21 protein-coding genes and 4 tRNA genes are annotated in these 24,120 nt (G+C 48.0%); 10 read left to right on the top strand and 15 right to left on the bottom strand.

Features of this window, described 5'->3' with window-relative positions:
- Positions 1 to 6 precede the first annotated feature (6 nt).
- The 3 genes from J3B89_RS15235 to J3B89_RS15245 are packed head-to-tail and all read left to right on the top strand — an operon-like array spanning position 7 to position 4,164.
- Positions 7 to 1,602 carry an XrtA system polysaccharide chain length determinant gene (locus J3B89_RS15235; RefSeq protein ID WP_215398465.1) on the top strand — a complete coding sequence of 532 codons (1,596 nt, stop codon included), beginning with the start codon at positions 7 to 9 and terminating at the stop codon, positions 1,600 to 1,602.
- Entirely contained in the window at positions 1,599 to 2,549 is a 951-nt protein-coding gene (locus tag J3B89_RS15240; protein WP_215398466.1) for an XrtA-associated tyrosine autokinase, read from the top strand. The genes J3B89_RS15235 and J3B89_RS15240 overlap by 4 nt, the downstream gene beginning before the upstream one ends.
- Entirely contained in the window at positions 2,536 to 4,164 is a 1,629-nt protein-coding gene (locus tag J3B89_RS15245) for a TIGR03016 family PEP-CTERM system-associated outer membrane protein (protein ID WP_215398467.1), read from the top strand. Before J3B89_RS15240 ends, J3B89_RS15245 begins: the two co-directional genes overlap by 14 nt.
- 34 nt (positions 4,165 to 4,198) lie before the next feature.
- Here the strand turns inward: J3B89_RS15245 and J3B89_RS15250 are convergent, their stop codons facing one another.
- Positions 4,199 to 5,197: an ExeA family protein gene (locus J3B89_RS15250; protein ID WP_215398468.1), complete on the bottom strand. Its 999-nt coding sequence runs from the start codon at positions 5,195 to 5,197 to the stop codon at positions 4,199 to 4,201.
- Between the two features lie 348 nt (positions 5,198 to 5,545).
- Here J3B89_RS15250 and J3B89_RS15255 point away from each other — a divergent pair.
- The 4 genes from J3B89_RS15255 (at position 5,546) to J3B89_RS15270 (ending at position 5,927) form a co-directional block, all read left to right on the top strand.
- Positions 5,546 to 5,621, top strand: a tRNA-Ala gene (locus tag J3B89_RS15255).
- Between the two features lie 14 nt (positions 5,622 to 5,635).
- A tRNA-Glu gene (locus J3B89_RS15260) sits at positions 5,636 to 5,711 on the top strand.
- Positions 5,712 to 5,743: 32 nt separating this feature from the next.
- A tRNA-Glu gene (locus J3B89_RS15265) sits at positions 5,744 to 5,819 on the top strand.
- A gap of 32 nt (positions 5,820 to 5,851) precedes the next feature.
- Positions 5,852 to 5,927, top strand: a tRNA-Glu gene (locus J3B89_RS15270).
- An 84-nt stretch (positions 5,928 to 6,011) separates the two neighbouring features.
- Here the strand turns inward: J3B89_RS15270 and J3B89_RS15275 are convergent.
- The gene (locus J3B89_RS15275) at positions 6,012 to 6,602 is read right to left on the bottom strand and encodes an arylesterase (protein WP_215398469.1); all 591 of its coding nucleotides are present in this window, start codon (positions 6,600 to 6,602) and stop codon (positions 6,012 to 6,014) included.
- Position 6,603: 1 nt separating this feature from the next.
- Between J3B89_RS15275 and J3B89_RS15280 the strand changes: the two genes are divergently transcribed.
- Both J3B89_RS15280 and J3B89_RS15285 read left to right on the top strand, forming a co-directional pair.
- The gene (locus tag J3B89_RS15280) at positions 6,604 to 7,308 is read left to right on the top strand and encodes an ABC transporter ATP-binding protein (RefSeq protein WP_215398470.1); all 705 of its coding nucleotides are present in this window, start codon (positions 6,604 to 6,606) and stop codon (positions 7,306 to 7,308) included.
- Entirely contained in the window at positions 7,298 to 9,784 is a 2,487-nt protein-coding gene (locus J3B89_RS15285; protein ID WP_215398471.1) for an ABC transporter permease, read from the top strand. Before J3B89_RS15280 ends, J3B89_RS15285 begins: the two co-directional genes overlap by 11 nt.
- On the opposite strand, the gene J3B89_RS15290 is transcribed toward J3B89_RS15285, so the two are convergent.
- The 5 genes from J3B89_RS15290 to J3B89_RS15310 form a co-directional block, all read right to left on the bottom strand.
- The gene (locus J3B89_RS15290) at positions 9,781 to 10,674 is read right to left on the bottom strand and encodes a TIGR01777 family oxidoreductase (protein ID WP_215398472.1); all 894 of its coding nucleotides are present in this window, start codon (positions 10,672 to 10,674) and stop codon (positions 9,781 to 9,783) included. The two genes, J3B89_RS15285 and J3B89_RS15290, sit on opposite strands and share 4 nt — an antisense overlap.
- 45 nt (positions 10,675 to 10,719) lie before the next feature.
- Complete coding sequence (gene folX / locus J3B89_RS15295) at positions 10,720 to 11,085, bottom strand: dihydroneopterin triphosphate 2'-epimerase (protein WP_215398473.1); 366 nt, start codon at positions 11,083 to 11,085, stop codon at positions 10,720 to 10,722.
- Between the two features lie 91 nt (positions 11,086 to 11,176).
- Positions 11,177 to 12,484, bottom strand: coding sequence for an ATP-binding protein (locus J3B89_RS15300; RefSeq protein ID WP_215398474.1), 1,308 nt, complete (start codon positions 12,482 to 12,484; stop codon positions 11,177 to 11,179).
- Position 12,485: 1 nt separating this feature from the next.
- Positions 12,486 to 13,163, bottom strand: coding sequence for a response regulator transcription factor (locus tag J3B89_RS15305; protein WP_092790854.1), 678 nt, complete (start codon positions 13,161 to 13,163; stop codon positions 12,486 to 12,488).
- Entirely contained in the window at positions 13,163 to 13,420 is a 258-nt protein-coding gene (locus tag J3B89_RS15310) for a PepSY domain-containing protein (RefSeq protein WP_215398475.1), read from the bottom strand. Before J3B89_RS15310 ends, J3B89_RS15305 begins: the two co-directional genes overlap by 1 nt.
- A gap of 360 nt (positions 13,421 to 13,780) precedes the next feature.
- On the opposite strand from J3B89_RS15310, the gene J3B89_RS15315 reads away from it, so the two are divergent.
- Complete coding sequence (locus tag J3B89_RS15315; RefSeq protein WP_215398476.1) at positions 13,781 to 14,095, top strand: ComEA family DNA-binding protein; 315 nt, start codon at positions 13,781 to 13,783, stop codon at positions 14,093 to 14,095.
- Between the two features lie 19 nt (positions 14,096 to 14,114).
- On the opposite strand, the gene J3B89_RS15320 is transcribed toward J3B89_RS15315, so the two are convergent.
- The 8 genes from J3B89_RS15320 to J3B89_RS15355 all read right to left on the bottom strand — a co-directional run bounded on the left by J3B89_RS15320 (position 14,115) and on the right by J3B89_RS15355 (position 24,006).
- Positions 14,115 to 15,335, bottom strand: coding sequence for an EAL and HDOD domain-containing protein (locus J3B89_RS15320; RefSeq protein WP_215398477.1), 1,221 nt, complete (start codon positions 15,333 to 15,335; stop codon positions 14,115 to 14,117).
- A 109-nt stretch (positions 15,336 to 15,444) separates the two neighbouring features.
- Positions 15,445 to 16,956: a sodium/proline symporter PutP gene (gene putP, locus J3B89_RS15325; RefSeq protein ID WP_215398478.1), complete on the bottom strand. Its 1,512-nt coding sequence runs from the start codon at positions 16,954 to 16,956 to the stop codon at positions 15,445 to 15,447.
- Between the two features lie 227 nt (positions 16,957 to 17,183).
- On the bottom strand, positions 17,184 to 18,842 hold the full coding sequence (locus J3B89_RS15330; protein ID WP_215398479.1) for a BatD family protein: 1,659 nt from the start codon (positions 18,840 to 18,842) through the stop codon (positions 17,184 to 17,186).
- Positions 18,836 to 20,650 (bottom strand): VWA domain-containing protein, encoded by a 1,815-nt coding sequence (locus tag J3B89_RS15335; RefSeq protein WP_215398480.1) that lies wholly within the window; start codon positions 20,648 to 20,650, stop codon positions 18,836 to 18,838. The genes J3B89_RS15330 and J3B89_RS15335 overlap by 7 nt, the downstream gene beginning before the upstream one ends.
- Positions 20,640 to 21,632, bottom strand: coding sequence for a vWA domain-containing protein (locus tag J3B89_RS15340; protein WP_215398481.1), 993 nt, complete (start codon positions 21,630 to 21,632; stop codon positions 20,640 to 20,642). The genes J3B89_RS15335 and J3B89_RS15340 overlap by 11 nt, the downstream gene beginning before the upstream one ends.
- On the bottom strand, positions 21,625 to 22,113 hold the full coding sequence (locus J3B89_RS15345) for a DUF4381 domain-containing protein (protein ID WP_215398482.1): 489 nt from the start codon (positions 22,111 to 22,113) through the stop codon (positions 21,625 to 21,627). Before J3B89_RS15345 ends, J3B89_RS15340 begins: the two co-directional genes overlap by 8 nt.
- Positions 22,106 to 23,050: a DUF58 domain-containing protein gene (locus J3B89_RS15350; RefSeq protein ID WP_215398483.1), complete on the bottom strand. Its 945-nt coding sequence runs from the start codon at positions 23,048 to 23,050 to the stop codon at positions 22,106 to 22,108. The genes J3B89_RS15345 and J3B89_RS15350 overlap by 8 nt, the downstream gene beginning before the upstream one ends.
- A gap of 2 nt (positions 23,051 to 23,052) precedes the next feature.
- Complete coding sequence (locus J3B89_RS15355) at positions 23,053 to 24,006, bottom strand: AAA family ATPase (protein ID WP_215398484.1); 954 nt, start codon at positions 24,004 to 24,006, stop codon at positions 23,053 to 23,055.
- Between the last annotated feature and the right edge of the window lie 114 nt (positions 24,007 to 24,120).

Consider the following 24,120-nt stretch of genomic DNA (forward strand, 5'->3'; position numbering starts at 1 on the left):
TGACTGATGAAAGAACTGCAACAAGCGATTGAGCAGGTACGTACCTATATTCAGGGCGTGTGGCTGCGCAGACGTTATATCGTAATTACTGCCTGGCTGATTTGCCCGGTAGGCTGGGTATATGTGTACAATATGCCTCCTACATTTGAAGCTAATGCTAAGTTATATGTAGAAACCAGTACTGTGCTGGAACCTTTGCTGCGGGGCCTTGCCTTGCGGACCAATTCTGAAGATGAAATCAAGCTGATGGCGCGTACCCTGCTAAGCAGGCCGAATCTGGAGAAAATTGCCAGAGCTACCGATCTTGATATTCAGGCGAAAGACGAAAAAGCTTTTGAAGACCTTATCAATACTCTGCAAAAGCAGATAAAAATATCGGCGTCCGGCCGGGAAAATATTTACGTTATTGCTTACAGTAATCCGCAGCCACAAATGGCGCTTAAAGTAGTGCAAGAAACACTTAACAACTTTGTTGAAGGGCGAATAGGTTCAAGCCGTGCAGACTCTCAGACTGCAGAACGTTTTTTAACTGACCAGATATCAGACTACGAACGCCGCCTTATTGAGGCAGAACTGCGGTTGTCGGACTTTAAAAAGCACCGCATGAATATGTTGCCGGGTAATCAAAGTGATTACTACAGCCAGATTAGCGATGAAAAGAAACGCCTGGAAGAAGCTAACCTGGCTCTTAAAGAGCTGGAAACCCGGCTTGCATCGTCTAAAAGCCAATTATTGGGTGAAGAGCCGGTATTTGGTGTTATGCCGTATTCTGGCAGTGCAAACAGGCCTGCAACCCAGTTTGATGAACGCATAAGAACTTTACAGTCACAATTAGACAACCTGCTGATCCGCTATACGGAGTTTCATCCTGACGTGTTGGAAACTAAGCGATTGCTGCAACAGTTGGAACAACAGCGTGACAGTGAGTATGAAGCTTTAGCACAAATGTCGTCAGAAAATCCGGGCCAGAGCAGTAACCTGAATCAGAATGCTGTTTATCAGGAGTTACGTATCAGTGTGTCACGGCTGGAGTCTGAGGTGGCTTCGACACGGGTGCGGGTGCAGGCTTATAAGGATCGGGTAGCGACACTGGAAAGCAGGCTTAACCTGATCCCTGAGATTGAAGCTGAATTTACTGGCCTGAACCGTGACTACGATATTACCAAATCTAAGTATGAAGCTTTACTGGCCCGCAGAGAGTCAATGGAGCTGTCCCGTCGTGCGGATGCATCATCTCAGGATGTGCAGTTTAACGTAATAGAACCGCCACGCGTACCTTTAACGCCTTCAGGGCCAAACCGGGGATTATTTTACTCGCTGGTTCTGTTAGTGGGACTTGGTGCCGGAATATTTATGGCGTTTGTACGCAGCCTTATTTCGCCTGTGTTAACAAGCGCATTGCAATTGCAAAGCATCAGTGATTATCCGGTGTTTGGTGTGGTATCTCATACCGACAAACACGCTATTCTAAAGCAGGTGCGGTTACATTTTCTGTACTTTGCCATGCTAAGTGGTGGCTTATTGTTGTGCTATGCCGCATTGTTAAGTAATGAAGTGCTGTTTGGCCGCTCTGCCGAGCTGTTGTTGAGGGTGATCCGGTGAGTATTATTGAAAAAGCCATAAGAAAACAGTCTGATGTATCTGCTAAACAAGCAGATACTACGCTGGAGCGGGCACAGCAGGTAGTTGCACCGGCGACAGATACCACACTGCAACAAGAGGTTCCTGCATCTAAGCGAGAACCAGTATACAGTGCAATAGCAGAAGACTATATTGCTACAGACAATCAGACCACAGCAGAAGATTTGCAGGGGCATAAACCTTCGGTTACGCTGGACCTGAGATTACTGGAGCAGAAGAACTTTGTTTCGTTGTCCAGTGAACGTCGTCTTATTAATGAAGAATATCGTGTTATCAAACGCAAACTTATCAGTAATGCATTTGGTGCACTTAGCAGTACATTAAAGCATCCAAATCTGATCCTGGTTAGCAGTTCAAGGCCGGGGGAGGGGAAAACCTTTTCTGCTATCAATCTGGCTCTTAGCATCGCGCTGGAACAGGATAAGACAGTATTACTGGTAGACAGTGACGTACTGCGTCCCAGCGTATCAAAAACGCTGAATATTCATCATGATGTAGGTTTGACCGATTACTTGCTGTCAAGTGAGATTAAAGCGTCGGATATTATTCTGAGCACTAATGTCAGTCGGCTGAAGATCATCACTGCCGGCCGGCCACATCATTTGTCCACGGAGTTGCTTGCCAGTGAACGTATGCTGATGTTAGTTAATGAATTCGCTTCGCGTTATTCAGACCGTATTGTTATTTTTGATGCGCCGCCGCTGCTGGGCGTTAATGAAACGGCGGTAATGGCTTCTATGTGTGGCCAGGCAGTAGTAGTTGTAGAAGAAAATCACTCTAAACTGGCAGAAATAGAACAGGCAGTGGCATTGCTACCCAAAGACATTGCGATAGGTTTTTTGATCAACAAGGCTCACCGTAATCAGGGTAGAGGTTACGGTTACGGTTACTATTATGGCGCGGGCTAAAACCGTACTGTACCACCCAGCCCAATTAACATCGCTGGTTACTGCTATTGCTGCATTGCTGACATCAGCACAGGTGCTATCGGCAAAAACAGACATTAAGCCTGAAATAGAAACCCGTACCTATGGTTACTGGATCAGAGACGAGCAGACAGGTGGTGGGCTGGATAAAGGAATGGCTGCCTTACTGAAACCTTCAGTAGCTATCAACCTTACCGGTAAGAATGCTTCTTCAGCACTGTTTTTACAGAATGAATCCGTATGGTATGACGATTCGCAACGTTCACATAAAAGCCTGGATAAATATAGCTGGCGCAATATGTTCAACGCTTACGATGATCGTATCAGCCTGGGGTTAAGTGCAGATTCAGGTTACCGGATCCGCGACTCTCGCAACGGCGTGTTCTCCGATATTATTACCGGCACTGAAAATCTGTCTAAAACCAGTAATTATGGTGCTAATATAAATTTCCGTACGTTGCAAACAGCAGACGTGAATGCTCAGCTTGGTCTGGCGTACAATAAGCTGAGTTCCAGGCAACCTGAGTTGCAGGATAATTTAGGTGATTTTGACAATGATACGTTAAGCAGTTTTCTTGCGCTTGGCAGTGCACAACGCCAGTCGCCTCTGTTTTGGCAGTTATCAGCAAACTACAATAAAACCGGGCGCGAAGGTAACAGAGGGGACTTTGTCAGTAAGCGGGCCAGCGGTACAGCGGGTTTGCCGTTGCTGCCCAGTTTGTCGATGATAGTTCGCGGCAGCTATGACGACAACGATAATACCTCAGGTTATGCCAATGAATTTAAGTCATATGGTGTAGGCCTTGAGTATCAGTTTGGCCAGGCATCACGAATTAATGTTACACAAAACTGGGCAACACGCTCTGTTGGTGAGCAACAGCAAGATATTGACGAGAATTATCTTGCCGCTGAAGTTTTCCTGGCACCAACACGACGAACATCTTTGTCTTATAGCCTTGACCGGCGTTATTTTGGCCGCAGTTCAAGTTTACAGGGACAATACAACCTCAGATTTTTGTCGGTAAGGTTGTCTGTTCGCGAAGATGTGCAAACATTATCTTCTTTAGATCAGATTATTGAAGATCTTGGTATTTTTGTCTGTCCGGATGGTGCGTCTCAGTTTACAGACTGTTTCCGGCCGCCGACAAATAACTATCAGTTAGGCACCGGAGAGTCGTTTAGGCAGCTGTTTAATGCAGAGCTTGAGCTTAGCGAAGAGTTGATTAAACGACGCACAGCAGCAATGACAGTAGGCTACAATAAAAACCGTCTGGCGTTGAGTGTTATGCTTAGCCGAAGTGAAGATGAATATGTCGAAACCGAGCGGGAAAATAACCGCAATTCTTTCTCTGTTCAGTCATTCTGGAAGTTATCTAAACACTCCAGCTTGTTACTTAACGGCTATTATTACGATATTAATTATCTGACCGATGAGCGCGAAGATAAAAATGTGTCTGTAGAAATGGGTCTTAAACGTCAGTTGAATGAACGTTCTGAGATTAAGGCTATGTTAAAACGCATCAGCCGCAATTCGTCAGTAGACAGTTTTGATCTTACTGAAAACAGGATCTGGTTAAGCTATACGATACGCCTGTAATTATCGGCGTATCGCTGCTGTTAAGCCCGGCTTATTATTCTTTATTATCTCTGTTGTTAAGCAATTGCTGCTGTCGTTTAAGCAACACGTCCAGCTCTTTTGCCATGCGGATCTTTTGCTCCAGTGCACTGTCAAGCACCGCTGATAATTCACTTAACATACTCTGTTTTGATACAGTCTGAGGTTGTTGCACTGACATTGCAGGTGCTGATGGCTGCTGGTTGGCAATTTCCTGCGATAATTCATCCAGCACGGTTTTGACATGCTCTGCAGTAATAACCGGGCATTCTTCCAAATAACCAAATAGCAGTATTCTGTCCATTACGGTATTAATTTTCCGTGGTATGCCGCGGCTGTGCTGCTGAATAAGGGCGAAGCAGGCATCCTGTAATATGCCTGCATTGCCACCAGCTTGCAGCAAACGGTATTGGATATAAGCTTTGGTATCTTCAATCTGAAATGCTGACAGGTTAGAGGAGGCGATAATCCGCTGGCGAAACTGTTCCATATTTTCGGCCTGAATAATCGCATTTAATTCATTCTGGCCCAACAGGAAGCTTTGTAACAGGGGTTTACCATTAAGCTGAAAATTAGACAGCATTCGCAGCTCTTCAATAGAGGCCAGCGGTAAGTTTTGCGCTTCATCGACCAGTAACAGAGCTCTGCGATGCTGGGAATGCAGGCGTTTAAGATAACTGTAAATGGCGTCAAGATAACTGGCTTTAGTATGCTCTGTTACCACCAGATTAAAACAGGACGCAATCATACGAATAAGATCGTCGGGCTCCAGTTTTGATGTGACAATCTGCTTGGCTATAATTTCATCCTGATTCAACTGACTTAACAGCTGATTGGCAATAGTGGTTTTTCCGGTGCCAACATCACCGGTGATAACAATAAAACCTTCACCCTGACTTAACCCATACTGTAGATAGGCAAGGGCGCGTTTATGCAGTTTGCTGGCATAAAATAAATTCAGGCTTGGTGTAAGCTGAAATGGCCGTTCCTTTAACCCGTAGTACTTTTCGTACATAGTGAAAATCCTTTTTAATTAACGCAGGTCTTATATACCGCGCTTACAGCTTATCTGATGTGGCTTAGTTTATACAAAAAACAGCCATAACACGATGCTGACAAGCAAATGCGGCAGGGGTTTTTTCTGTTTAGTTGCGACTGGCTTCAGGTGACATAGTTAAACTCTTCGCTAAGCTGTTATAAAGTCTGTAATTTCAACAGTTTTTGTCTGCAAATTCAGCATTGCGTTTAAAAAATGCCCGAACGATAAAAGCTGCAGAAAAAACTGTTGACACATTTTCAGTGGCACCCTAGAATGCGCCCCGTGTTCAGCGCTAACCTCGGTTGGTAAAAAACACAAAAGTGTGGGGCTATAGCTCAGCTGGGAGAGCGCTTGCATGGCATGCAAGAGGTCAGCGGTTCGATCCCGCTTAGCTCCACCAAGATTTTTTCGTGCGTCCCCTTCGTCTAGAGGCCTAGGACACCGCCCTTTCACGGCGGTAACAGGGGTTCGAATCCCCTAGGGGACGCCAATTAATCTGCAATATTAAATGAATGTCTTTGCGTCCCCTTCGTCTAGAGGCCTAGGACACCGCCCTTTCACGGCGGTAACAGGGGTTCGAATCCCCTAGGGGACGCCAATTAATCTGCAATATTAAATGAATGTCTTTGCGTCCCCTTCGTCTAGAGGCCTAGGACACCGCCCTTTCACGGCGGTAACAGGGGTTCGAATCCCCTAGGGGACGCCAATTCGCGTCTTAGCAGTAAATTACCAATACACATCCGCTAACAAACTCATCCTTGAGTCTTTACTTATTTTGTTTCAAAATCCGCTAGTCCGTTTCTAACGTCACCAGGAGCTTGCCGACAAATTCGCTAATCAGTGGCTGTGCTTTGCTGTTCGGATGTATGCCATCCGGCAGCATGAGTTCGCTGTTAACAGCGATGTCGTCCATGAAAAACGGCCACAGGGTTATTTGATGTTTTTCTGCCAATTGCGGATATAAATCGCTGAATTGTTTGCCGTAGCGTGGTCCATAGTTTGGCGGAATGCGTATTTGCATTAACACCGGCACGGCATTATTCTGCAGTATCAGTGAAATAATGCTGTTCAGGTTTGCTTGTACAGTGTCAATGGCAAAGCCGCGCAGGCCATCGTTACCACCAAGCTCAATTAGTACCGCGTCTGGTTTATGTTGTGTTAGCAGAGCGGGTAAACGCGCTAACCCGCCAGCAGTTGTTTCGCCGCTGATACTGGCATTGATCAGCTGCCAGTCTTGCTGTTGTTGTTGCAGCAGGTGTGGCCAGCCCTGCTGCTGTTGCATGCCATAAGCTGCGCTGAGGCTGTCGCCCAGGATCAGCATTTTTTGTGCGAAGCAGGCCTGACTGAAGAATCCGATTAACAAAATTAAGAAAATACGCATAATGAAAATACCTGAAGTTCATATAAAAGCGGTTAACCTGGCTAAGAGCGTTAAAGTTACCGATGGTTCACTCACTATCCTGCATGATATCAGTTTGACTATCAATCGCGCAGAGACGGTTGCTATTGTCGGTGCTTCAGGCTCCGGTAAATCTACATTGCTTAGTTTGTTGGCGGGGCTGGATGTGCCTACGGCAGGTGAAGTACACCTGGCCGGACATAAGCTGCACACTTTGTCAGAAGATCAGCGGGCGGCAATCCGTGCCAGAGATGTTGGTTTTGTATTTCAGTCTTTTTTGTTATTACCCAGCCTTACTGCTCTGGAAAACGTTACTTTACCAGCAGAGTTGGCTGGCGATAAACAGGCTAAACAGCGTGGGCTTGAATTGTTGCAGCAGGTTGGCCTGGCTGAGCGGGCGCATTTTTATCCGGCACAATTATCTGGTGGTGAGCAACAGCGGGTTGCAATAGCCAGAGCATTTATTACCAGGCCGGCTGTGTTATTTGCCGATGAGCCTTCTGCAAACCTTGATGCTGCAACAGGACGTAAAATTGAAGATTTACTGTTTAGTTTAAATGCCGGGCAGGGTACTACACTGGTGCTGGTAACACATAATGATGAACTGGCAGAGCGCTGCCAGCGGCAATATCGTATGCAGGCCGGGCGTTTTGTCACAGCAAAAGAGGAAATGGCGCATGTGGGCTAGTATCGCCTGGCGCCTGTTCTGGCGTGAACTGCGCCGCGGCGAGCTGTGGGTTATCGCCTTTGCTTTGTTTCTGGCTGTGGGCTCAGTGGTCAGCCTTAGTGGTATTACACAAGGTGTAAAAAGTGCTCTGATGCAACGCAGCGCCCAGTTTATCGCAGCAGATAAAGTTTTGCGCTCAAGCCAGCCATTTGATATGGCGGTGATCGAACTTGCGCAGCAGAATAATCTGGCAACGGCGCGGCAAATGCAATTTGACTCTATGTTGTTTTCCGGTGATAGCATGCAACTGGCAACGATAAAAGCGGTTAGCGATAGCTATCCGTTACGGGGCGAGCTGTTACTCAGGGCGTCGGCAGATATCAGCTCTGGTGAGTATGCCAACCTGGCACCCGGTTCGGTTTATGTTGAAGAGCGTTTGTTCAACTTAATGGGCATAGTGCCGGGTGATCAAATTGAGATAGGCATGCTAAGCCTTACCGTAAAGGGTGTTATTGCTAATGAACCTGATGCGCCATTGAGTGTTTTTGGCGGAGCGCCACGTGTACTGATGCATCTGGATGACGTGGCGGCGACACAAGTTGTGCAACCTGGCAGCCGTATTGGCTATCGCTATTTGTTTGCCGGTGCCGCTTCAGACCTTGCCAGTTTTGAAGCACAGATGACACCGCAACTTAGTGCGCATCAGCGCTGGCAGGATATGGACCGTGAATCAGCTATTGGCAGCGCTCTGGAGCGTGCAGAACGCTTTTTATTGCTTGCCGGTTTGCTGGGTATCGTTCTGGCTGCCTGTGCCGCTGCCGTAGCGGCGGGGCGCTATAGCCAGCGCCACACACAGTCGGTAGCGGTAATTAAGGCACTGGGCGCTACTACAACGCAAATCAGGCTTATTTATGGCAGCCATTTGTTGCTGGTTGTGCTGTTTAGTTTGCTCTGTGGAGCTGTTGCAGGGCAGTTAACCATTGAAGCGGCACAGTGGGGCATTACGCAGTTTCTTAGTGATTACAGAGCAGAATTCAGTTGGCGGCCACTTTGGCTGGGTATACTCACCTGTGTTATTTGCGCCTTGCTATTTGCAGCCCGACCTATGTGGCGCCTGTCTCAAACTGCGGCGATTGATGTATTAAAACAGCCGGCAATAAATCTGGGGCTGGATAAATTGCAACTGGTGTCAGGTGCTGCGGCCATCTGGGGCCTGATGTGGCTGTTTAGCGGTGAATTTGTCTTAAGTATTGGTTTATTTGCATTATGCAGCTTATTTGCCTTACTGCTGCTGGGAGGGGCCAGTTTATTGGTTCGGCTGGCCAAACCGGTAGCGGCCGGACAAAGCAGCGCCAGGCGTTTAGCGTTAGCTAATTTGCGTCGCCGGCTGTGGGCAAACAGTTTTCAGTTAATTACGTTCAGCCTGGCAATTTTTCTGGCATTGCTATTATATTTTTTGCGGGCAGAGTTAATTGGCCAATGGCAGCAGCAGATCCCACCGGGGGCACCAAACCAGTTTTTGGTTAATATTACTGAGCAGCAACGCAGTGATCTTAACCAGTTTGCTGCGCAGCATGAGTTGCAGCTGGACAGCTATTATCCGGTGGTGCGTGGCCGCTTAATGTCAATTAATGATGAACAGCTGCAGCAAGAAGCCACTAAAGAGGATCGTAGCCAGCAGCGCGTTGGGGTGGGGCGTGAGCTAAACCTGACCTGGTTGTCAGAGCTGCCAGCCAATAATCAGATCATTGCAGGTAACTGGTTTGACAGCCGTGCCACAGCTCAGGTATCGGTGGAAGCTGAGCTGGCCGAGCGGCTGGCATTAAAGCTGGGTGATTCGGCGGTGTTTTCAATTGGCGGTGAGCCGATAACGGCTCAGGTAAGCAGCATCCGTAAAGTGGACTGGAATAGTCTGCAGCCTAATTTTTACATGATCCTAAGCCCCGACTTACTGGCAGATTTTCCTGCCACCTACATTACGGCATTTTATCTGGACGCTGAGCGTAATCAGTTGCTAAACCAACTGGCACGCTTAATGCCAACGGTAACAGTAATAAGCGTAGATAATATTATTAAACAGGTAAACGATATTATTGACCAGGTGACAGTAGCACTCAGTTTTATTCTGGTGATTATCTGTCTGGCTGCCGGCTTAGTGCTGGTAGCTCAGGTGCAGGCTACGCTGGAGCAACGTGAGCAGGAACTGGCCATTTTGCGCACTTTAGGCGCCCAGTATGCGTTTTTACGTAATGCGCTGATACTGGAGTTTGCTTTGCTGGGAGCCATGGCCGGTTTATTTGCTACTATCCTGGCGGAGTTGATGCTGGTGATAGTACAGCAGCGGGTGTTTAATTTACCCTTTCAGCTGCATTACACCTTATGGTGGCTTGGGCCTGTACTGGGTGTTGTAGCTGTAACCTTACTGGGCTGGTGGCAGCTGAAGCGGTTGCTGCGTATGCCCGGTGCCCAGTTAATGCGTAAAGTGCTGCAGGGTTAACCTTGCAGCGCCTTTAGTGCATCGGCTAGTTGAGGGTAGTTAAATGTAAAACCGGCTTGTTGCAGTTTTGCCGGTATAACCCGCTGGCCGGTTAGTAGCAGATCGGCCATTTCACCCAGCATAAGCTTAAGCACAAAAGCCGGCATCGGCAGTAGCGCAGGGCGGTGCAATACCCCGGCCAGTTGCCGGCTGAATTCTGCATTGGTTACCGGGTTTGGCGCGGTAGCGTTAAAGGCGCCGGTTAAAGTAGGATGCTGTAGCAAAAAATCAATTAACCGTAGCATATCGTGCAAATGCAGCCACGACATATACTGCTCGCCGTTGCCAATACGGCCCCCCAGACCGAGCTTAAATGGCAGTAACATTTTTTTTAATGCTCCGCCTTCGTTTGCCAGTACGATACCTGTACGTAATAAGCAGACGCGGGTCCTGGCAGACTGAGCCTCCAGCGCCAGTTGTTCCCAGCGCTGGCATAGCTCAGATGAAAACTCGGCATGAAACGACTGATAATCTTCGTCAATAAACTGTTGCTGCTGGCGGCCATAAATACCGATGGCAGAACCACTGATCAAAACCGAAGGTGGCGAGCTGGCGCCTTTTATAGCAGCCACCAGTTGTTTTGTTATCGCCCAGCGGCTTTCACACAACACTTGTTTTTGCTTGTTGCTCCAGCGTTTGCCAACAATAGGTTCGCCAGCAAGGTTAATTACTGCATCAATCTGATTAAAATCGACCTGCTGCACTGACTGCACGGTGCTCACTTCCGGCCCCAGTTGCTGCTTAGCCCGGTTGGGGTCCCGTGTCAGCACTATCAATTTATGCTGGTTAAGCCACTGTTTTACCAGCGCTGAGCCAATTAAACCGGTGCCGCCGGTCAGTAAAATATGCATAGATAAACCTTGCCGCCAATGTTGAAGATAACTTCAGTATAGAAGTTATTTATTCAGTGACAGGGTAAGCGATACGGAATCGGCAAAACGCAGAGCGTGTGGTTTATCAATTTCTACTTCGGCATAACGCACAGAAGGGTGCTCAGCAGCAATCGCCAGCACTTCTGCCGTCAACTTTTCCAGCAACGAAAAACGTTGTTGCTCCACCAGAGCGATAATTCTTTTTGTTATAGTGCGGTAGTTAAGTGCCTTGTCCATATCGTCAGTGTTGGCGGCATCATTAGCGCTGTAATGAATTTTTGCATTGATCACAACGTCTTGCTTATTGTTTATTTCTTCGTCTTTAATGCCAATATAGGTACGTAAACGTAAGTTTTTAATTTTTATTACAGCGGGGTTATTAAGTTCCATCGGGTGCTATCCAACTCAAATTAAACATTCTGTATGCCATTACGCCTGGTTTGCCCGGTACGATCAGCGCCACAACAGCGCTGAGTGTATATTAGTTAAACTTTACGCTAAAACGGGCGCCGCCCAGTGGGCTGTCATCTAATACCAGTTCACCGGAGTAAGATTCTACCAGCTCGGCGACAATGGCTAACCCTACGCCATGGCCTTCGCGATAGGTATCCAACCGGGTACCGCGCTCAAACAGCTGTTTACGTTTTGCCACCGGTACACCGGGGCCGTCGTCTTCAACACAGAGGCTGAACGGATTCTGACGAATAGTAACATGCACCTGATGCCGGCAGGCTTTACTGGCATTGTCGAGCAGATTGCCAAGAATTTCCATTAAGTCTGTTTCATCACCGCGAAATACTGCATTAGCTGCGCAATCTACGTCAAAAGCGACATTCTTATCACGGTGAATTTTCTGCAATGCAGAAGTAAGCTTCTCTATTAATGGTTTAACCGCTATTTGTTTTTTCCAGACGTCCTGGCCGGAGCTGCTGGCACGTTTTAACTGATGTTCAATCATGGCGGTAATACGGTCAAGCTGTTCTTTAAGTTCAGGTTGCTGGCTAAGAGCAGAGGTTTGTAACACCGCCACTGGTGTTTTCAGGGCGTGAGCCAGATCGCTAAGGTGATGACGGTAGCGCTGTTTTTGCCGGTTTTGGTTTTGCAGCAGTAAATTTAAATCTTCTTTAAGAATAGTAAGCTCTGCAGGGTAACGGCCGGTAAGTTGCTCCTGACTGCCGTTTTCGACCCGGCGTATTTCATGATCGAGCCGCGACAGGGGTTTAGTCGTCCAGTAATAGGCTAGCAACATTAACAACAGCAGCATAATACCTATACCGATAAACCATTGAATTAATGTGGCGCGAAATGCTTTTTGTGGTGCTATCAGACGTTCATGGGTTTGTACCACGTGCATACTCAGTGGCCGGGTATACTCTTCGGCATCAAATAATAACGAGATCGACAAAACCCAGTATTGCTCACCGTGCTGCGTAACAGAGCGGAATAAATGCTCACCTGGCGGCAGTTGCTCTACCGGAGGTACGAAATTCTGATTTAGTGATGAATCTGACTGCCAGACTAAGTCCTGTTCATGGGTAACAAAAGCGCTCAGACCGGAGTCTGGCCGGTAAAAATCCGGCGCCAGAGTATTATTGATTAACTCAACTTTGTCTTCAGACACGCTAAGTTCAGATAACATTGCGTACATATGTACTTCCAGCTTCTGTTCTGTGTTAGTCAGAAGCTGGGTATAAAATGCACGATCGATAGCCAGAAAAGAACTGGGAAGCAGTAACAACAGCAAAAAAATGCTGATCAATAACTGCCTCAGCTTTAATGACAACGCCATATCAGGCTACTGTCATTGTGAAGCGATAACCTCTGCCACGCAGTGTTTCTATTGGCTTGGTTTCACCGTCAGGGTCCAGCTTTTTACGCAGGCGCAGCACAAAAACCTCTATAACATTGCTGTCCAAATCAAAGTCCTGATCATAAATATGTTCAGTCAGTTCTGTTTTGGAAATAACCTTATTCGGGTTAAGCATGAAGTATTCCAGCACCTTATATTCGTATGCTGTCAGGTTTATTTCTTCTTCGCGCACCCAAACTTGTTGAGTTCGGCTATTCAAAGCAATAGGGCCTGCAGACAGGGTAGGCTCCGGTTGTCCGGCGGCACGGCGGATTAATGCATTGCACCGGGCAAGCAGCTCTTCGGTATGAAAGGGTTTAGTCAGGTAGTCATCAGCTCCGGCATCAAGGCCTTCGACTTTTTCCTGCCAGCTGCCGCGGGCAGTCAGTACGATAATAGGCGTTTTAAGCGCTTTTTGTCTGGCTTTGCGGATCAACGTCAGGCCATCCATTTTAGGCAGGCCGATGTCAATAATTGCCAGGTCGTAAGGATACTCAGACAATTTGAACCAGCCATCGTCACCATCTACAGCAACGTCAACACTAAATTGTTGCTGTTGCAGTTGTTCTTTTATTTGCTGAGCCAGCAGGTTTTCATCTTCAACAACTAATAGACGCATTAATTTCCTTCCCTTTGCACCTGGCCGGAACGGCCATCAACTAATACTGTTACCACACGGCCATCAGATTGTAACACCCTGATGCGATAATTTTGTTGTTCGGTCTGAACTTTAACGATTTTACCCGGATATCTCTGCTGGGCCAGTGTTGCCGCTTGTTCTTTTGTTACCGCAGGTCGTTTGGGCGATGTCATTGCCGCAGTAGCAGCACTGAATAGCAGTGCCGTTATGATCAGAAGTACCTTAGTGCGAAGCATTGTTCTCTCCAGAATGTATCAGCGGTACTGTACCGAACTATTAATTCAGCGGCAATCATCAATGTGTGTCAAAGACTTTTCTTTGTTTTTTTCAACACGCATCAGTACCTTTTTAAAGCTCCTGCATGCAGCTTAGTGGCGGATGTCTTAATTAGCGCTGAATGTTATTTTGGGTTAAATTGAATTAAGGTTAATTAATATTTGCAAATGTGAATTTATTGGCTAATTTAAAGGTGTTGGCATTTACAGATCTCCGATGCTGATTGGGTAGCCTGCCTGCCGGAATAATGCCAACCGAGGTTTGACAGGCTGTAGTCGAGGGAGTCTTCAGGGATAGGAGAGCACTTTAAGGATGAAACAATGAAAAAGTTAGCTATTGCTGTGGGTATGACATTATTAACCTTAACTGCAAACCAGTGTCTGGCTCAGACGCAATCTGCAGCTGAGGTTACCAAGGCCAGCGCTGCTGCGCACAATGTACAAAAAGTAAATATCAATAACGCCACACTGGAACAACTCGATGCAATTCCGGGTTTGGGCAAGAAAAAAGCTCAGGCAGTGTTGGATCATATTGCTGAAAACGGCCCGATTAAAGATCAGGCGCAGTTAACTCAGGTAAAAGGTATTGGCGATAAACTGGCGGCCAAAATTGGCCCTTATCTGAGCTACAACTAGCCCGGTATAGCCCTTGTGATTAATCTCCAAGGGCCTTCATTTGCTCATTGGCCCATTGCACCGCGGTATGGTAGGCATCAGGTACTTTGTCTGGTGGTAACTGCAGCATACTTATTGCCTGATTAGCCTCTTGCCACTGGCCGTGTTCATAAAACTGGATCAGGGTAATGTACTCAGACAACACACCTTGTCGCATTACCAGCGCATCTTTAATTTCCCTGGCCAAAGGCAGTTTATTCATTACGCTGTCGATCGGTTCGTCCAGTATTGCATCCATTAGTGACATCATGCCGGTAAGAAAAGCTTTGGCGGTATCTACTTTGCCATGCAGTTCAGCAATACCCTCGGCAAAGCGGGCCCGGGTCATTGATAAACGCATCAGCTCTGCCGGTTTATCACTGCTGATTTGTGAGGTAAATAATAACGACAAAAATTTCTTCAGCTCAGCCTGCCCTAACACTACCAGCGCCTGCTTTATGGTTTCAATTTCTGAGCGGCGTTTAAAAATTGTCGAGTTACTGTAACGTAGTAACTTGTAGGACAAGTGTACATCACGCTGAAATACCTGAGTAATTTTACCAAGATCCAGATCTGATTTAGAGGTTTCATACAGCAATTCTGCCAGCGTCATCTGTGCAGGTGACAAGGCTTTGCTTTGCATCATTTCGGGTTTCGAGAAAAAATATCCCTGGAAGTAACTAAAACCAAGATCAAGGGCAACCTGAAACTCTTCGTTCGTTTCTACTTTCTCTGCCAGCAACCTGATATGCGGGAAATCAGCAATAGCTTGTTTAATATCGGTAATAGTATCGGTTGAGGTAGAACGGAAATCTATTTTGATAATGTCAATAAAAGGGTAAAAGTGCCGCCATACCGGCTGGTGAATATAATCATCCAAAGCCAGCACATAGCCTTTTTCTTTTAAATCCTGACATTCTGCCAGTAAGCGTTTGCCAGGTTGTATAGTTTCGAGTATTTCTACTACAACCTGCTCTTTGGGCAGCATACTGGGATATTTTTTTTGCAGCGTGTCTAGAGTGAAATTAATAAAACCGGGTTTATCGCCAAGAAAATCATCTAAACCGAAACTAAACTGGCTGCCTTCTACCATACGTGATGTTGCTTCATCGGCGTCTATGTCGGGAAAGGCATTTTCAAGGCCATCGCGAAATAGCAATTCGTAGGCGTATAATTCTTTATTACGATCAAGAATAGGTTGGCGGGCCGCATAAAAGTACATAGACGTATGGTCTCAACAGAAAACTCTGAATTTGTAATTTAGCAAAGAATTGTCAGCCGGGGATACAATTTTTTATTGCTCCCCGGCTGTTCTGTAAAAGTAGATACTTTTACGCCTGTTTCAGCTTAACCAACATCTGTTCAAATAGTTGTTTTACTTCAGCAGAAGGCTGCTGTGTTAGCTTACTGACCAGAACAATAGTGACCGTGCTGATAATAACGCCGGGAACGATGGCGTATACCACACTATTTAACGTTTCATTATTTTCCAGCACCGGAGCGTAAATCCAAAATAATACAGTAACAGCACCTGATATTATGCCGCTAAGTGCTCCGGCAAAGGTCATCCGGCGCCAATACAAACTTAGCACCACCAGCGGACCGAAAGCAGCACCAAAACCAGCCCAGGCATTGCTCACCTGCTTGAGAATAGAGCTGTCTCTGTCATAAGCCAGAATTATGGCAACCACGGCCACCAGCAAGACCGACAAGCGGCCAATTAAGACTAATTCACCCTGGCTGGCATCGCGTTTTACAAATATCTTATAGAAATCTTCAGTTAATGAACTGGATGTGACCAGCAATTGAGAAGAAATGGTACTCATAATAGCGGCCAGAATTGCTGCTAACAAAAATCCGGATATTAACGGATGGAACAAAAACTGTGAAAACACGATAAAAATCGTTTCCGGATCGCTAAGAGACATTTTAGTGTTGGCGACATACACTACGCCGACCAGGCCGGTGCTAACCGCGCCCAGCAGAGTGATAAACATCCAGCTGATACCAATACGGCGTGCGGTTTTGATATCACGGGTGCTACGAATAGCCATAAAGCGCACAATAATATGTGGCTGGCCAAAATAGCCAAAGCCCCAGGATAACAGCGAAATAATGCCTAATGCAGACAGCGCTGCACCTGTTTTTGCGTCTATAAAAGGGTTGAGCAACGCAGGATCAATACTGTTTACCTGGGTTACAACGGCACTGACACCTCCGAGATGGTCGAATGCTACCACGGGTACCAGAACCAGCGATATAAACATAATGCAGCCCTGCACAAAGTCAGTAATGCTCACGGCAAGAAAGCCGCCAAACATAGTATAAGCTACCACCACGCCAGCCGTAATATACAGTCCCAGCTCGTAACTAAGGCCGAAAGAGCTTTCAAACAGCTTACCGCCGCCCACTACGCCGGATGAGGTATACAAAGTAAAGAAAATAACGATAACCAGCGATGAGACCACCCGTAGTATGCGGGTTTTATCGGCAAAGCGGTTTTCAAAATAATCCGGGATGGTAATAGAATCATTGGCAACTTCGGTATATACCCTTAGCCTTGGCGCGACAATAATATAATTGAAAAAAGCGCCGATTAATAAGCCGACAGCCATCCAGCCGCTGCTGAGACCGTTTAAATACATGGCACCGGGTACCCCCATCAACATCCAGCCACTCATATCTGAAGCTCCGGCGGATAAGGCAGTTACGCCAGGGCCCAGTTTGCGGCCGCCGAGCATATAGCCGGATACATCACTGGTAGAGGTTCGGTAGCCGTATAGGCCAATACTAAGCATGGCAAGAAAATAGATCGCAAGTGAAATAATAGTGCCTGTTTCCAAAACAGTTTCTCCTTATTAAGCTGCTCTGAGCTTTGGTTAACCCGCGGCTAACCAAAAAACAGTGGCGAACCCCAAAATGGGCTTAACCAAAATGCGGTACAAAAAAATACCTGATACGGGATCAGGCTGAGTTAACTTATTTATGCTAACAAGTTGCGTGCATGCTTACCAGCGTAAAACGGTAAGCATGCACGCAGGGCGGGTAAAGTGTGCTAAACGGTAAATTGCTATTGCGGATAAAGAGGTTGCAGCTTGTCTGAAGTGCCGGCCTGCTTTCTGCCGGCATCATATTGCTGCCAGGCTTGCCACAGGTGTTCACCTTGCCAGGCGTTGCTATTACCATACAGTGCAGCATTGAGTTTAATAAGCTGGTTTTTAAGCTCTGCTGATTGAATATAAGCACTTATTTCAGTTAGTGACTGACAACGTTTGTCCAGTTGCTGATGAGCAAAGCGTAATAGCTCCGCTTTAGCTGCAGTGGCATCACCTTGTTTACAGGCGCGTTTAAGTTCAGAGCTGTTAAAGCGTACCCGGCTGTGTGTTTGCGTGGCAGGCTTAGCAGGAGCTTTTAAGCGCCATAACACATAACTGCCGAGCAGGGTGAATAGCCAGACTGCCAGCAATACGCTGCTTGTATAGTTCCATTGCCATGGTGAGGCTTCGCTGCTGCCGGCTGGTGCGGTTAGCGGGGTGGCAATATTCAGTGCTGGCGATATTGTGCTGGTTTGCTCTGCTGCGCCGGCAACCGCTGTAACACTTAATGTGCGGGCTGGCAGGCGGGCATGTTCAAGTTTATTGGTCTGGCTGTTCCACCAGGCTAAAGACACTTCCGGTAGCTCGAGTTTTCCTGCTGTATTGGCAATAACTGCGGTGGTATAAATCTTTTGTGCCACCAGACGGCCATTACGTTCAGCACTTTTAGCCTGGGGCTGCTCCTGGTATAGCCGCAGGCCTTCAGGAAAACCTTGTTTTAAATCAGGTAACTGGTTTTCTGCTACGTCTACCGCAGATAACGTAATAATACGCGTCACCGGCTCACCTTGTTTTAACTCGGTAATATCCGGGCTCCATTCTTCAGTTAAAGTTACCAGGCCTGCTACCAGCCAGTTGCCGGGAAAATTAGCCGGAATGGCATTTACCACAACATCTATCGGTTCGGCTTGCTGCACCACTGTTTTGGTACGGGCAAAATAGTTATAGCGGGCGCTGTCGCGGTCAATCATTTCTCCGCTGAACGTTGGCGGAGTAATAGTAAAGCTGCCGCTGCGCTGCGGTGTAATTGCGTAACGGCGGGTAATAGTGCGGTAGCGAATGCCATTAACCAGCTCTGTGCCTTCGGCATCCTGGCCAACCTGCATAACACTGGCACCATCCATCTGTGGCTCTGATAATGAACCACGCTGTAAATCGCCGTTAAAATAAATTGTTACCTGATAATAACTTAGCTGTTGCACGTACAGTTGCTGCTGTTCGATATTGGCCTGCAGGAACAGTTCGGTATTGCTGTTATTGTTAGTTTGTGCCGTTTCGTTAAGCACCTCTAAGCTGATAGGTTTGGTGCTAAGGCCCTGTAGGGTAAAAGCCGGTATGGTATAGTTACCGGCTTTTTTGGGTAACAGCACAATTCTCCAGATGGTACTCTGGCTGGACTGGCCGTTAATGATCTGGGTGCTGGTACTGACCGATGGTACCATTACCGTAAAATCCTGCTCCAGTACTCTGAAATTAATGGCATCGGCTGCAACACGGGCATTAGCCGTAACTTCAAGTGTAACGGCTTCACCGCGCAAGGCCGGGTTTTTATCAACGCTGGCGCTAAGCTGTGTCAGTGCCTGTAACGGTAAACTCAGCAGCAGCACGGCTGCCAGCAGAACACCTTTTACCATTGTTCATCAACTCCCTTGGGCAAACGCTGTTGTTGGCGTTTTAAATACTCTAAATACATTTTATTGCGTAGCAGCAGGGCAGGGTCGTCCTGCACTTTGCGCAGCAAATTATCCAGTTGCTGTTGCTCTTCAGGCGTGGCATTAGGCCAGGCTTCGTGCACCGCTTGTTGCTGTTCAGCTTCATCAGCCTGGGTATCTTGTTCTGGCTGCATTTGTTGTGGCTCAGCTTGTTCTTGCTGCTCTGGTTCAGCATTTTGCTGTTGTTGCTCGCTTTGCTGTTGCTGCGATTCACTGTCGGCGTCGGCTTCGTTATCCGCCTTACTATCGGCATTTTCGTCGCTTTGCGGTTCGCCATCAGCGTCTTGCTGCTGTTGTTTTTCACCATCCTGTTGCTGTTGATCCTGCTGCTCTTGTTGCTGTTTTTGCTGTTCCTGCTGTTGTAGCAACTGTTGCATCAAATCGGCATTTTGCTGTGCCGGGGTAAAGTCTTTATTAAGCTGCAAAGCTTGCTGATAAGCCGCCAACGCTTCTTTATAGCGTTGCTGCTGAGCCAGGCTGTTACCCAGGTTGTGCAGGGCATCTGTACCCGGGGTTTGCTCTGCTGCCTGACGAAATGCCTGCTCCGCTGCGGCGTAGTCACCACTACGATAGGCGGCGTTGCCCTGCCACAAAGGATCATTAAACTTGTGCTGTGCTGAGGCAAAGTCGCCATTGGCATAATCTTGTATGGCCTGTTGTTGTCTGGTTTGCCACAAGTCGCGCCATTCTGTTGCATCGGCCTGATAGGGCAACATCATTAGTAACCCCAGGCTAAGCAGACTGCTGTATTTACGTTGCAACAGTAGCAGCGGTAATAATAACCAGACCAGATAAATGGCATTGTCCTGCCATTGGTCGCCCTGAATTTGTTTGGCTGTATCAGCCTGGTCCAGTGCGGAAAGCGGCGGTAAGTTAAGCAGGCTATCCAGCGCGTTAGCCGAGGCTGTCGCCTGCGCATAAACACCGCCGCTGCGTTTAGCCAGTGCAGCTAGCTGGGCTTGTGGCAGTTTAGGTACTACTACTGCCCCGGTAGCACTTTTTAGCAGTTCGCCGTTTTCCAGTTTAACCGGCGCACCGGCCTCCGTACCAAAACCTAATATTGACAGCCGGTGTGGCCAGTTATTCAGCAAATCCTGAATGTCCCGTAAACTGTTATTGTCAAAACCATCAGCAAAAACCACCACATCGCCTCTGATATAACCGGCCTGGCGCAGCAGTTTATCTGCCTGCTGTAACGCGGCCAGTAAATTAGAGCCCTGCGCCGGCATAATTTCGGGTTTTAAATCCGGGATCAGTAAGCGGATATTATTGTGATCCGGCGTAAGTGGTGAAATAACAAAGGCATCACCGGCAAAACTCAGCAGAGCCAGCTCGCCTTCTTTTAACTGCCCGGCAAAATCCAGCGCGGCGAAGCGTTGCTGGGTCAGCCGGTCTGGCGCCATATCGGTTGCCCGCATCGACAACGACATATCCAGCACCAATACAGTAGCTTTTTTCAGCGCAAAAGCAGGTTGCGGCAGTTTTTGCCAGCTGGGGCCGGCCAGTGCCACTGTCGTAATAAGCCAGCACAGCATTAGTAGTGGCAATGCCAGAGGTTGTTTTTTAACCAGCAACTGGCCGCCGAGCAACACTTGTTGCAAATGCGGTGCAATAAGGCTGTGCCAGGGACTTTGTTCGCGGCGGTAGTAATATAGCAGTGCACCCAATAGCAGCACCGGCAGGGCAGCGAGTAACCATAAAGGGCGTAAAAAGTGAAAATCAGCCAGCATGTTTAAATACTCCACGCCAGTATATATTGCGGGCAGCGAGCACAAATGACAGCAATAGTGCCAGCGCCAGCGGCCAGTGCAGCAGGCTGCGTTGTGGCCGGTAGGTTACGCTGTCGCGTTCAATCGGTTCCAGTTGGTCTATTAATTGGTAAATCTGGTTCAGTTCATTTAGATCACGGGCCCGGAAGTAACGGCCGCCGGTTTCGCTGGCCAGCCGGGTTAATAAGGCTTCGTCCAGATCTTGCGACGGGTTAATCATGCGCCGGCCAAATACGCTTTGTTGCATCATTTGTTCCGCACCTACGCCAACAGTATGAATTTTTACCCCGGCGGCTTTGGCCAGTTGCAGCGCTTCGAGCGGTTGAATATTTCCGGCGGTATTGGCACCGTCGCTTAGCAAAATAAGCACTTTGTTTGAGCTTTCATAAGTATTGAGCCGTTTTACTGCTAAACCGATGGCTTCACCAATAGCCGTGCGGGTGCCAACCAGGCGCAGTACACTGTCATCCAGCATTTTTTGTACGGTAACTAAATCAAAGGTCAGTGGTGTTTGCTGATAAGCCGCATCGGCAAATAAAATTAAACCGATTCTGTCACCCTGACGGCGTTTGATAAAATCGCTGACCACCAGTTTTACTGCATCAAGCCGGTTAATACTCTGGCCCTGATGCTGCATATCAGCAATTTCCATTGAACCGGATAAATCCAGTGCCAGCATTAAATCGCGCCCTTGTTGTGGCAAAGATACCGGCTCACCCAGCCAGCGCGGCTGGGTGGCGCATAACACCAGTAACAGCCAGATTAGCAGCGCCAGTACAGAGCTTAAATTTAGCCAACTTCGATCAACCTGTTTATCAGATGAAGCCAGTTTTGCCAGAGCGGGCAAGGTTAACGTAGCCTCTGAGGCTGCCCGGCGTTTTAACCGCAATAATAAAGGTGCCAGCGCCAGTAATGCCAGCCAGGGATAGCCAAAATCAAGCATTGGCGGCCTCCTGGCTATTGATTACGCTGGGTTGCGCTTTGCCGCTGTAGCTGCAAAGCCAGGCTTTGGCAAACTGATAAAATTGTTCGTTAGCACTGCTGTCGCTACCGGCCTGGTACAGCAGGCGGGACAGATCCGGTAAAGGCTTGCTGTGTTGCTGCGCCAGCCAGCTTTGCCATTGTTGTGTCGGCATTGACAGTGCAGGGTGTGCCGGCTGGTAATGCTGTAGCACCCGTTTTAGCAGCTGATTAATTTGTGCAGCTGCATCGGGTTCAATTGATATTTTCTCCAGCAGCTGTAAAGCCTGGCGCCTGGCGGCAAAATAACGCCAGCGTTTATACAGCCGTAGCAACAAGTACGTCAGAGCAGAAAGCACTACTATCAGCAGCAACCACCAGAGCGGCGCCAGCGCAAAGCTTTGCTGCAGCGCAGGTTCACTGATATCGGCAAGCTGGTCTAACGGCGAGTGTATATCAGCCATACCACTTTCTCTCTAATTGGCTTAGTACCGGCTCGGCAGCACTAACCGGCAACCATTTACAGCCAAGCTGACTGATATGCTGCTGTAACAACTGCCGGGTATCTTGTTGTTGGCTGGCATAGCGTTGTTTTAGTGTGCTGCTGCCAAGTTCGATATAACCGGTGCTAGTGCCGTCACTTACCGCTGCGATGCCATGGCTGTTTACCGGCAGCATTAAATCCAGCGGATCGCTGATCGGGCAGCAGGTTATCTCATTGTGCTGGCGAATGGCGCGAATATGACGCAGGCCATCGTCGTTAAAATCGTTAAAGTCAGACAACAGATAAACCAGGCTGCCGGGGCGCACCAAACGGCGTAACTGACTGAGCGCTTCATTTAAACTCAGACCACGGTTACCGTTGCTGCTTTGGTGCACTTCTGTTAACGCATGAAAATAACGCAACACACCATGGCTGCGGCTTTGCGGTTTCAGCTCAACGTGCTGTTGCTGGCTAAATACCAGACCGCCGAGTTTGTCGCCACGCTGTTTAACGTGCCAGGCAATCAACGCAGCTAAGTGCGTTGCCTGTACTGACTTAAACAGCAAGCTGGAGCCAAAGCGCATGCTACTGCCAAGATCGGTAAGAATAAACACCGGCCGCTCTTTTTCTTCGCGGAACAGCTTAGTATGTACTTTGCCGGTACGGGCAGTAACACGCCAGTCAATGGTGCGCACATCATCACCGCTCTGGTAATGCCGTACCTCGTCAAACTCCATGCCACGGCCTTTACTTTTAGCCAGATAAGTACCCGCCAGTTTGCTTTGGATCGCCATACCTGGGGTTAAATTCAGTACCTTGGTATAACGCTGATACCACAGCAATTCTGTCAGGCCTGGCATGGTGCCGTTAGTGCCGTTTTGTGCCAGCCATTGCTGGGCAGACAACTGAACGCTCATAATCAGGCCGACGGCACCAGACGCAGAATTTCGCTTAGTACATCATCAGTCGTGATGCCTTCAGCTTCAGCGGCATAGGTAAGAATTAAACGGTGGCGCAGGGCGTTATGAAATACGGCCTGAATATCATCTGGCGTAACAAAGTCACGACCTGCCAGCCAGGCTTTGGCCCGGGCACAGCGCTCTACAGCAATAGTGGCACGGGGGCTGGCACCATAACCAATCCAACTGGCCAGTTTATCGCTGTATGCCTTGGCGTTACGGGTAGCCATAATCAGCTGTACTATATAATGCTCCAGGCTGTCGGCCATATGCAGTTGTAAAATGGCTTTACGCGCAGCAAAGATATCAGCCTGGCTGATGGGCGACACTGCAGCCTGCGCGCCAGACAGTGCCTCGCCGCGGGTTAGTTTCAGTATTGCCAGTTCAGTAGCGGCATCCGGGTAATCAACTTTCAAATGTAGCAAAAAGCGATCGAGCTGGGCTTCAGGCAGGGGGTAGGTACCTTCCTGCTCCAGCGGGTTTTGTGTCGCCATAACCAGAAACAGCTCTGGCAACGGGTAAGTTTTACGGCCAACGGTTACCTGTTTTTCTGCCATCGCTTCCAACAAGGCAGACTGCACCTTGGCCGGGGCACGGTTTATTTCGTCAGCCAGAATAATATGATGAAACAGCGGGCCACTTTGAAATTCAAACTGGCCGGTTTCGGGGCGGTAAATGTCGGTACCGGTTAAATCGGCCGGTAATAAATCCGGTGTAAACTGAATGCGGTGGAACTGGCCTTCAACACCATGTGCCAGAGCGTTAACGGCCCGGGTTTTGGCCAGGCCTGGCGGGCCTTCTACCAGTAAATGGCCATTTGCCAGCAACGCCAGCAAAATGCCTTCAGTAAGTTCAGATTGACCCAGTACCTGGCTGTCCAGATAGGCTTTTAAGCCTGAAAACGCATTCACCATAATGTTATCTGTCTTAATTAATTGGATTTATTGGTTGTTTTATCGCCATTTACCGAAAAAACGGGCTAGGCTAAGACGTTATAACCTAAATATGGTTCCGTTTGCATTAAAACA

It is taken from the genome of Rheinheimera oceanensis, from assembly GCF_018831085.1.
Classification (GTDB): Bacteria; Pseudomonadota; Gammaproteobacteria; order Enterobacterales; family Alteromonadaceae; genus Alishewanella; species Alishewanella oceanensis.

What these genes read in the sequence shown, in the direction of transcription:
- J3B89_RS15300 (WP_215398474.1), bottom strand. Translation starts at nt 12,484, where the DNA reads ATGGCGTTGTCATTAAAGCTGAGGCAGTTATTGATCAGCATTTTTTTG.
- J3B89_RS15330 (WP_215398479.1), bottom strand. Translation starts at nt 18,842, where the DNA reads ATGGTAAAAGGTGTTCTGCTGGCAGCCGTGCTGCTGCTGAGTTTACCG.
- J3B89_RS15290 (WP_215398472.1), bottom strand. Translation starts at nt 10,674, where the DNA reads ATGCATATTTTACTGACCGGCGGCACCGGTTTAATTGGCTCAGCGCTG.
- J3B89_RS15250 (WP_215398468.1), bottom strand. Translation starts at nt 5,197, where the DNA reads ATGTACGAAAAGTACTACGGGTTAAAGGAACGGCCATTTCAGCTTACA.
- folX (WP_215398473.1), bottom strand. Translation starts at nt 11,085, where the DNA reads ATGGAACTTAATAACCCCGCTGTAATAAAAATTAAAAACTTACGTTTA.
- J3B89_RS15340 (WP_215398481.1), bottom strand. Translation starts at nt 21,632, where the DNA reads ATGCTTGATTTTGGCTATCCCTGGCTGGCATTACTGGCGCTGGCACCT.
- J3B89_RS15280 (WP_215398470.1), top strand. Translation starts at nt 6,604, where the DNA reads ATGAAAATACCTGAAGTTCATATAAAAGCGGTTAACCTGGCTAAGAGC.
- J3B89_RS15285 (WP_215398471.1), top strand. Translation starts at nt 7,298, where the DNA reads ATGTGGGCTAGTATCGCCTGGCGCCTGTTCTGGCGTGAACTGCGCCGC.
- J3B89_RS15335 (WP_215398480.1), bottom strand. Translation starts at nt 20,650, where the DNA reads ATGCTGGCTGATTTTCACTTTTTACGCCCTTTATGGTTACTCGCTGCC.
- J3B89_RS15315 (WP_215398476.1), top strand. Translation starts at nt 13,781, where the DNA reads ATGAAAAAGTTAGCTATTGCTGTGGGTATGACATTATTAACCTTAACT.
- J3B89_RS15235 (WP_215398465.1), top strand. Translation starts at nt 7, where the DNA reads ATGAAAGAACTGCAACAAGCGATTGAGCAGGTACGTACCTATATTCAG.
- J3B89_RS15355 (WP_215398484.1), bottom strand. Translation starts at nt 24,006, where the DNA reads ATGGTGAATGCGTTTTCAGGCTTAAAAGCCTATCTGGACAGCCAGGTA.
- J3B89_RS15245 (WP_215398467.1), top strand. Translation starts at nt 2,536, where the DNA reads ATGGCGCGGGCTAAAACCGTACTGTACCACCCAGCCCAATTAACATCG.
- J3B89_RS15345 (WP_215398482.1), bottom strand. Translation starts at nt 22,113, where the DNA reads ATGGCTGATATACACTCGCCGTTAGACCAGCTTGCCGATATCAGTGAA.
- J3B89_RS15305 (WP_092790854.1), bottom strand. Translation starts at nt 13,163, where the DNA reads ATGCGTCTATTAGTTGTTGAAGATGAAAACCTGCTGGCTCAGCAAATA.
- J3B89_RS15320 (WP_215398477.1), bottom strand. Translation starts at nt 15,335, where the DNA reads ATGTACTTTTATGCGGCCCGCCAACCTATTCTTGATCGTAATAAAGAA.
- J3B89_RS15275 (WP_215398469.1), bottom strand. Translation starts at nt 6,602, where the DNA reads ATGCGTATTTTCTTAATTTTGTTAATCGGATTCTTCAGTCAGGCCTGC.
- J3B89_RS15310 (WP_215398475.1), bottom strand. Translation starts at nt 13,420, where the DNA reads ATGCTTCGCACTAAGGTACTTCTGATCATAACGGCACTGCTATTCAGT.
- J3B89_RS15350 (WP_215398483.1), bottom strand. Translation starts at nt 23,050, where the DNA reads ATGAGCGTTCAGTTGTCTGCCCAGCAATGGCTGGCACAAAACGGCACT.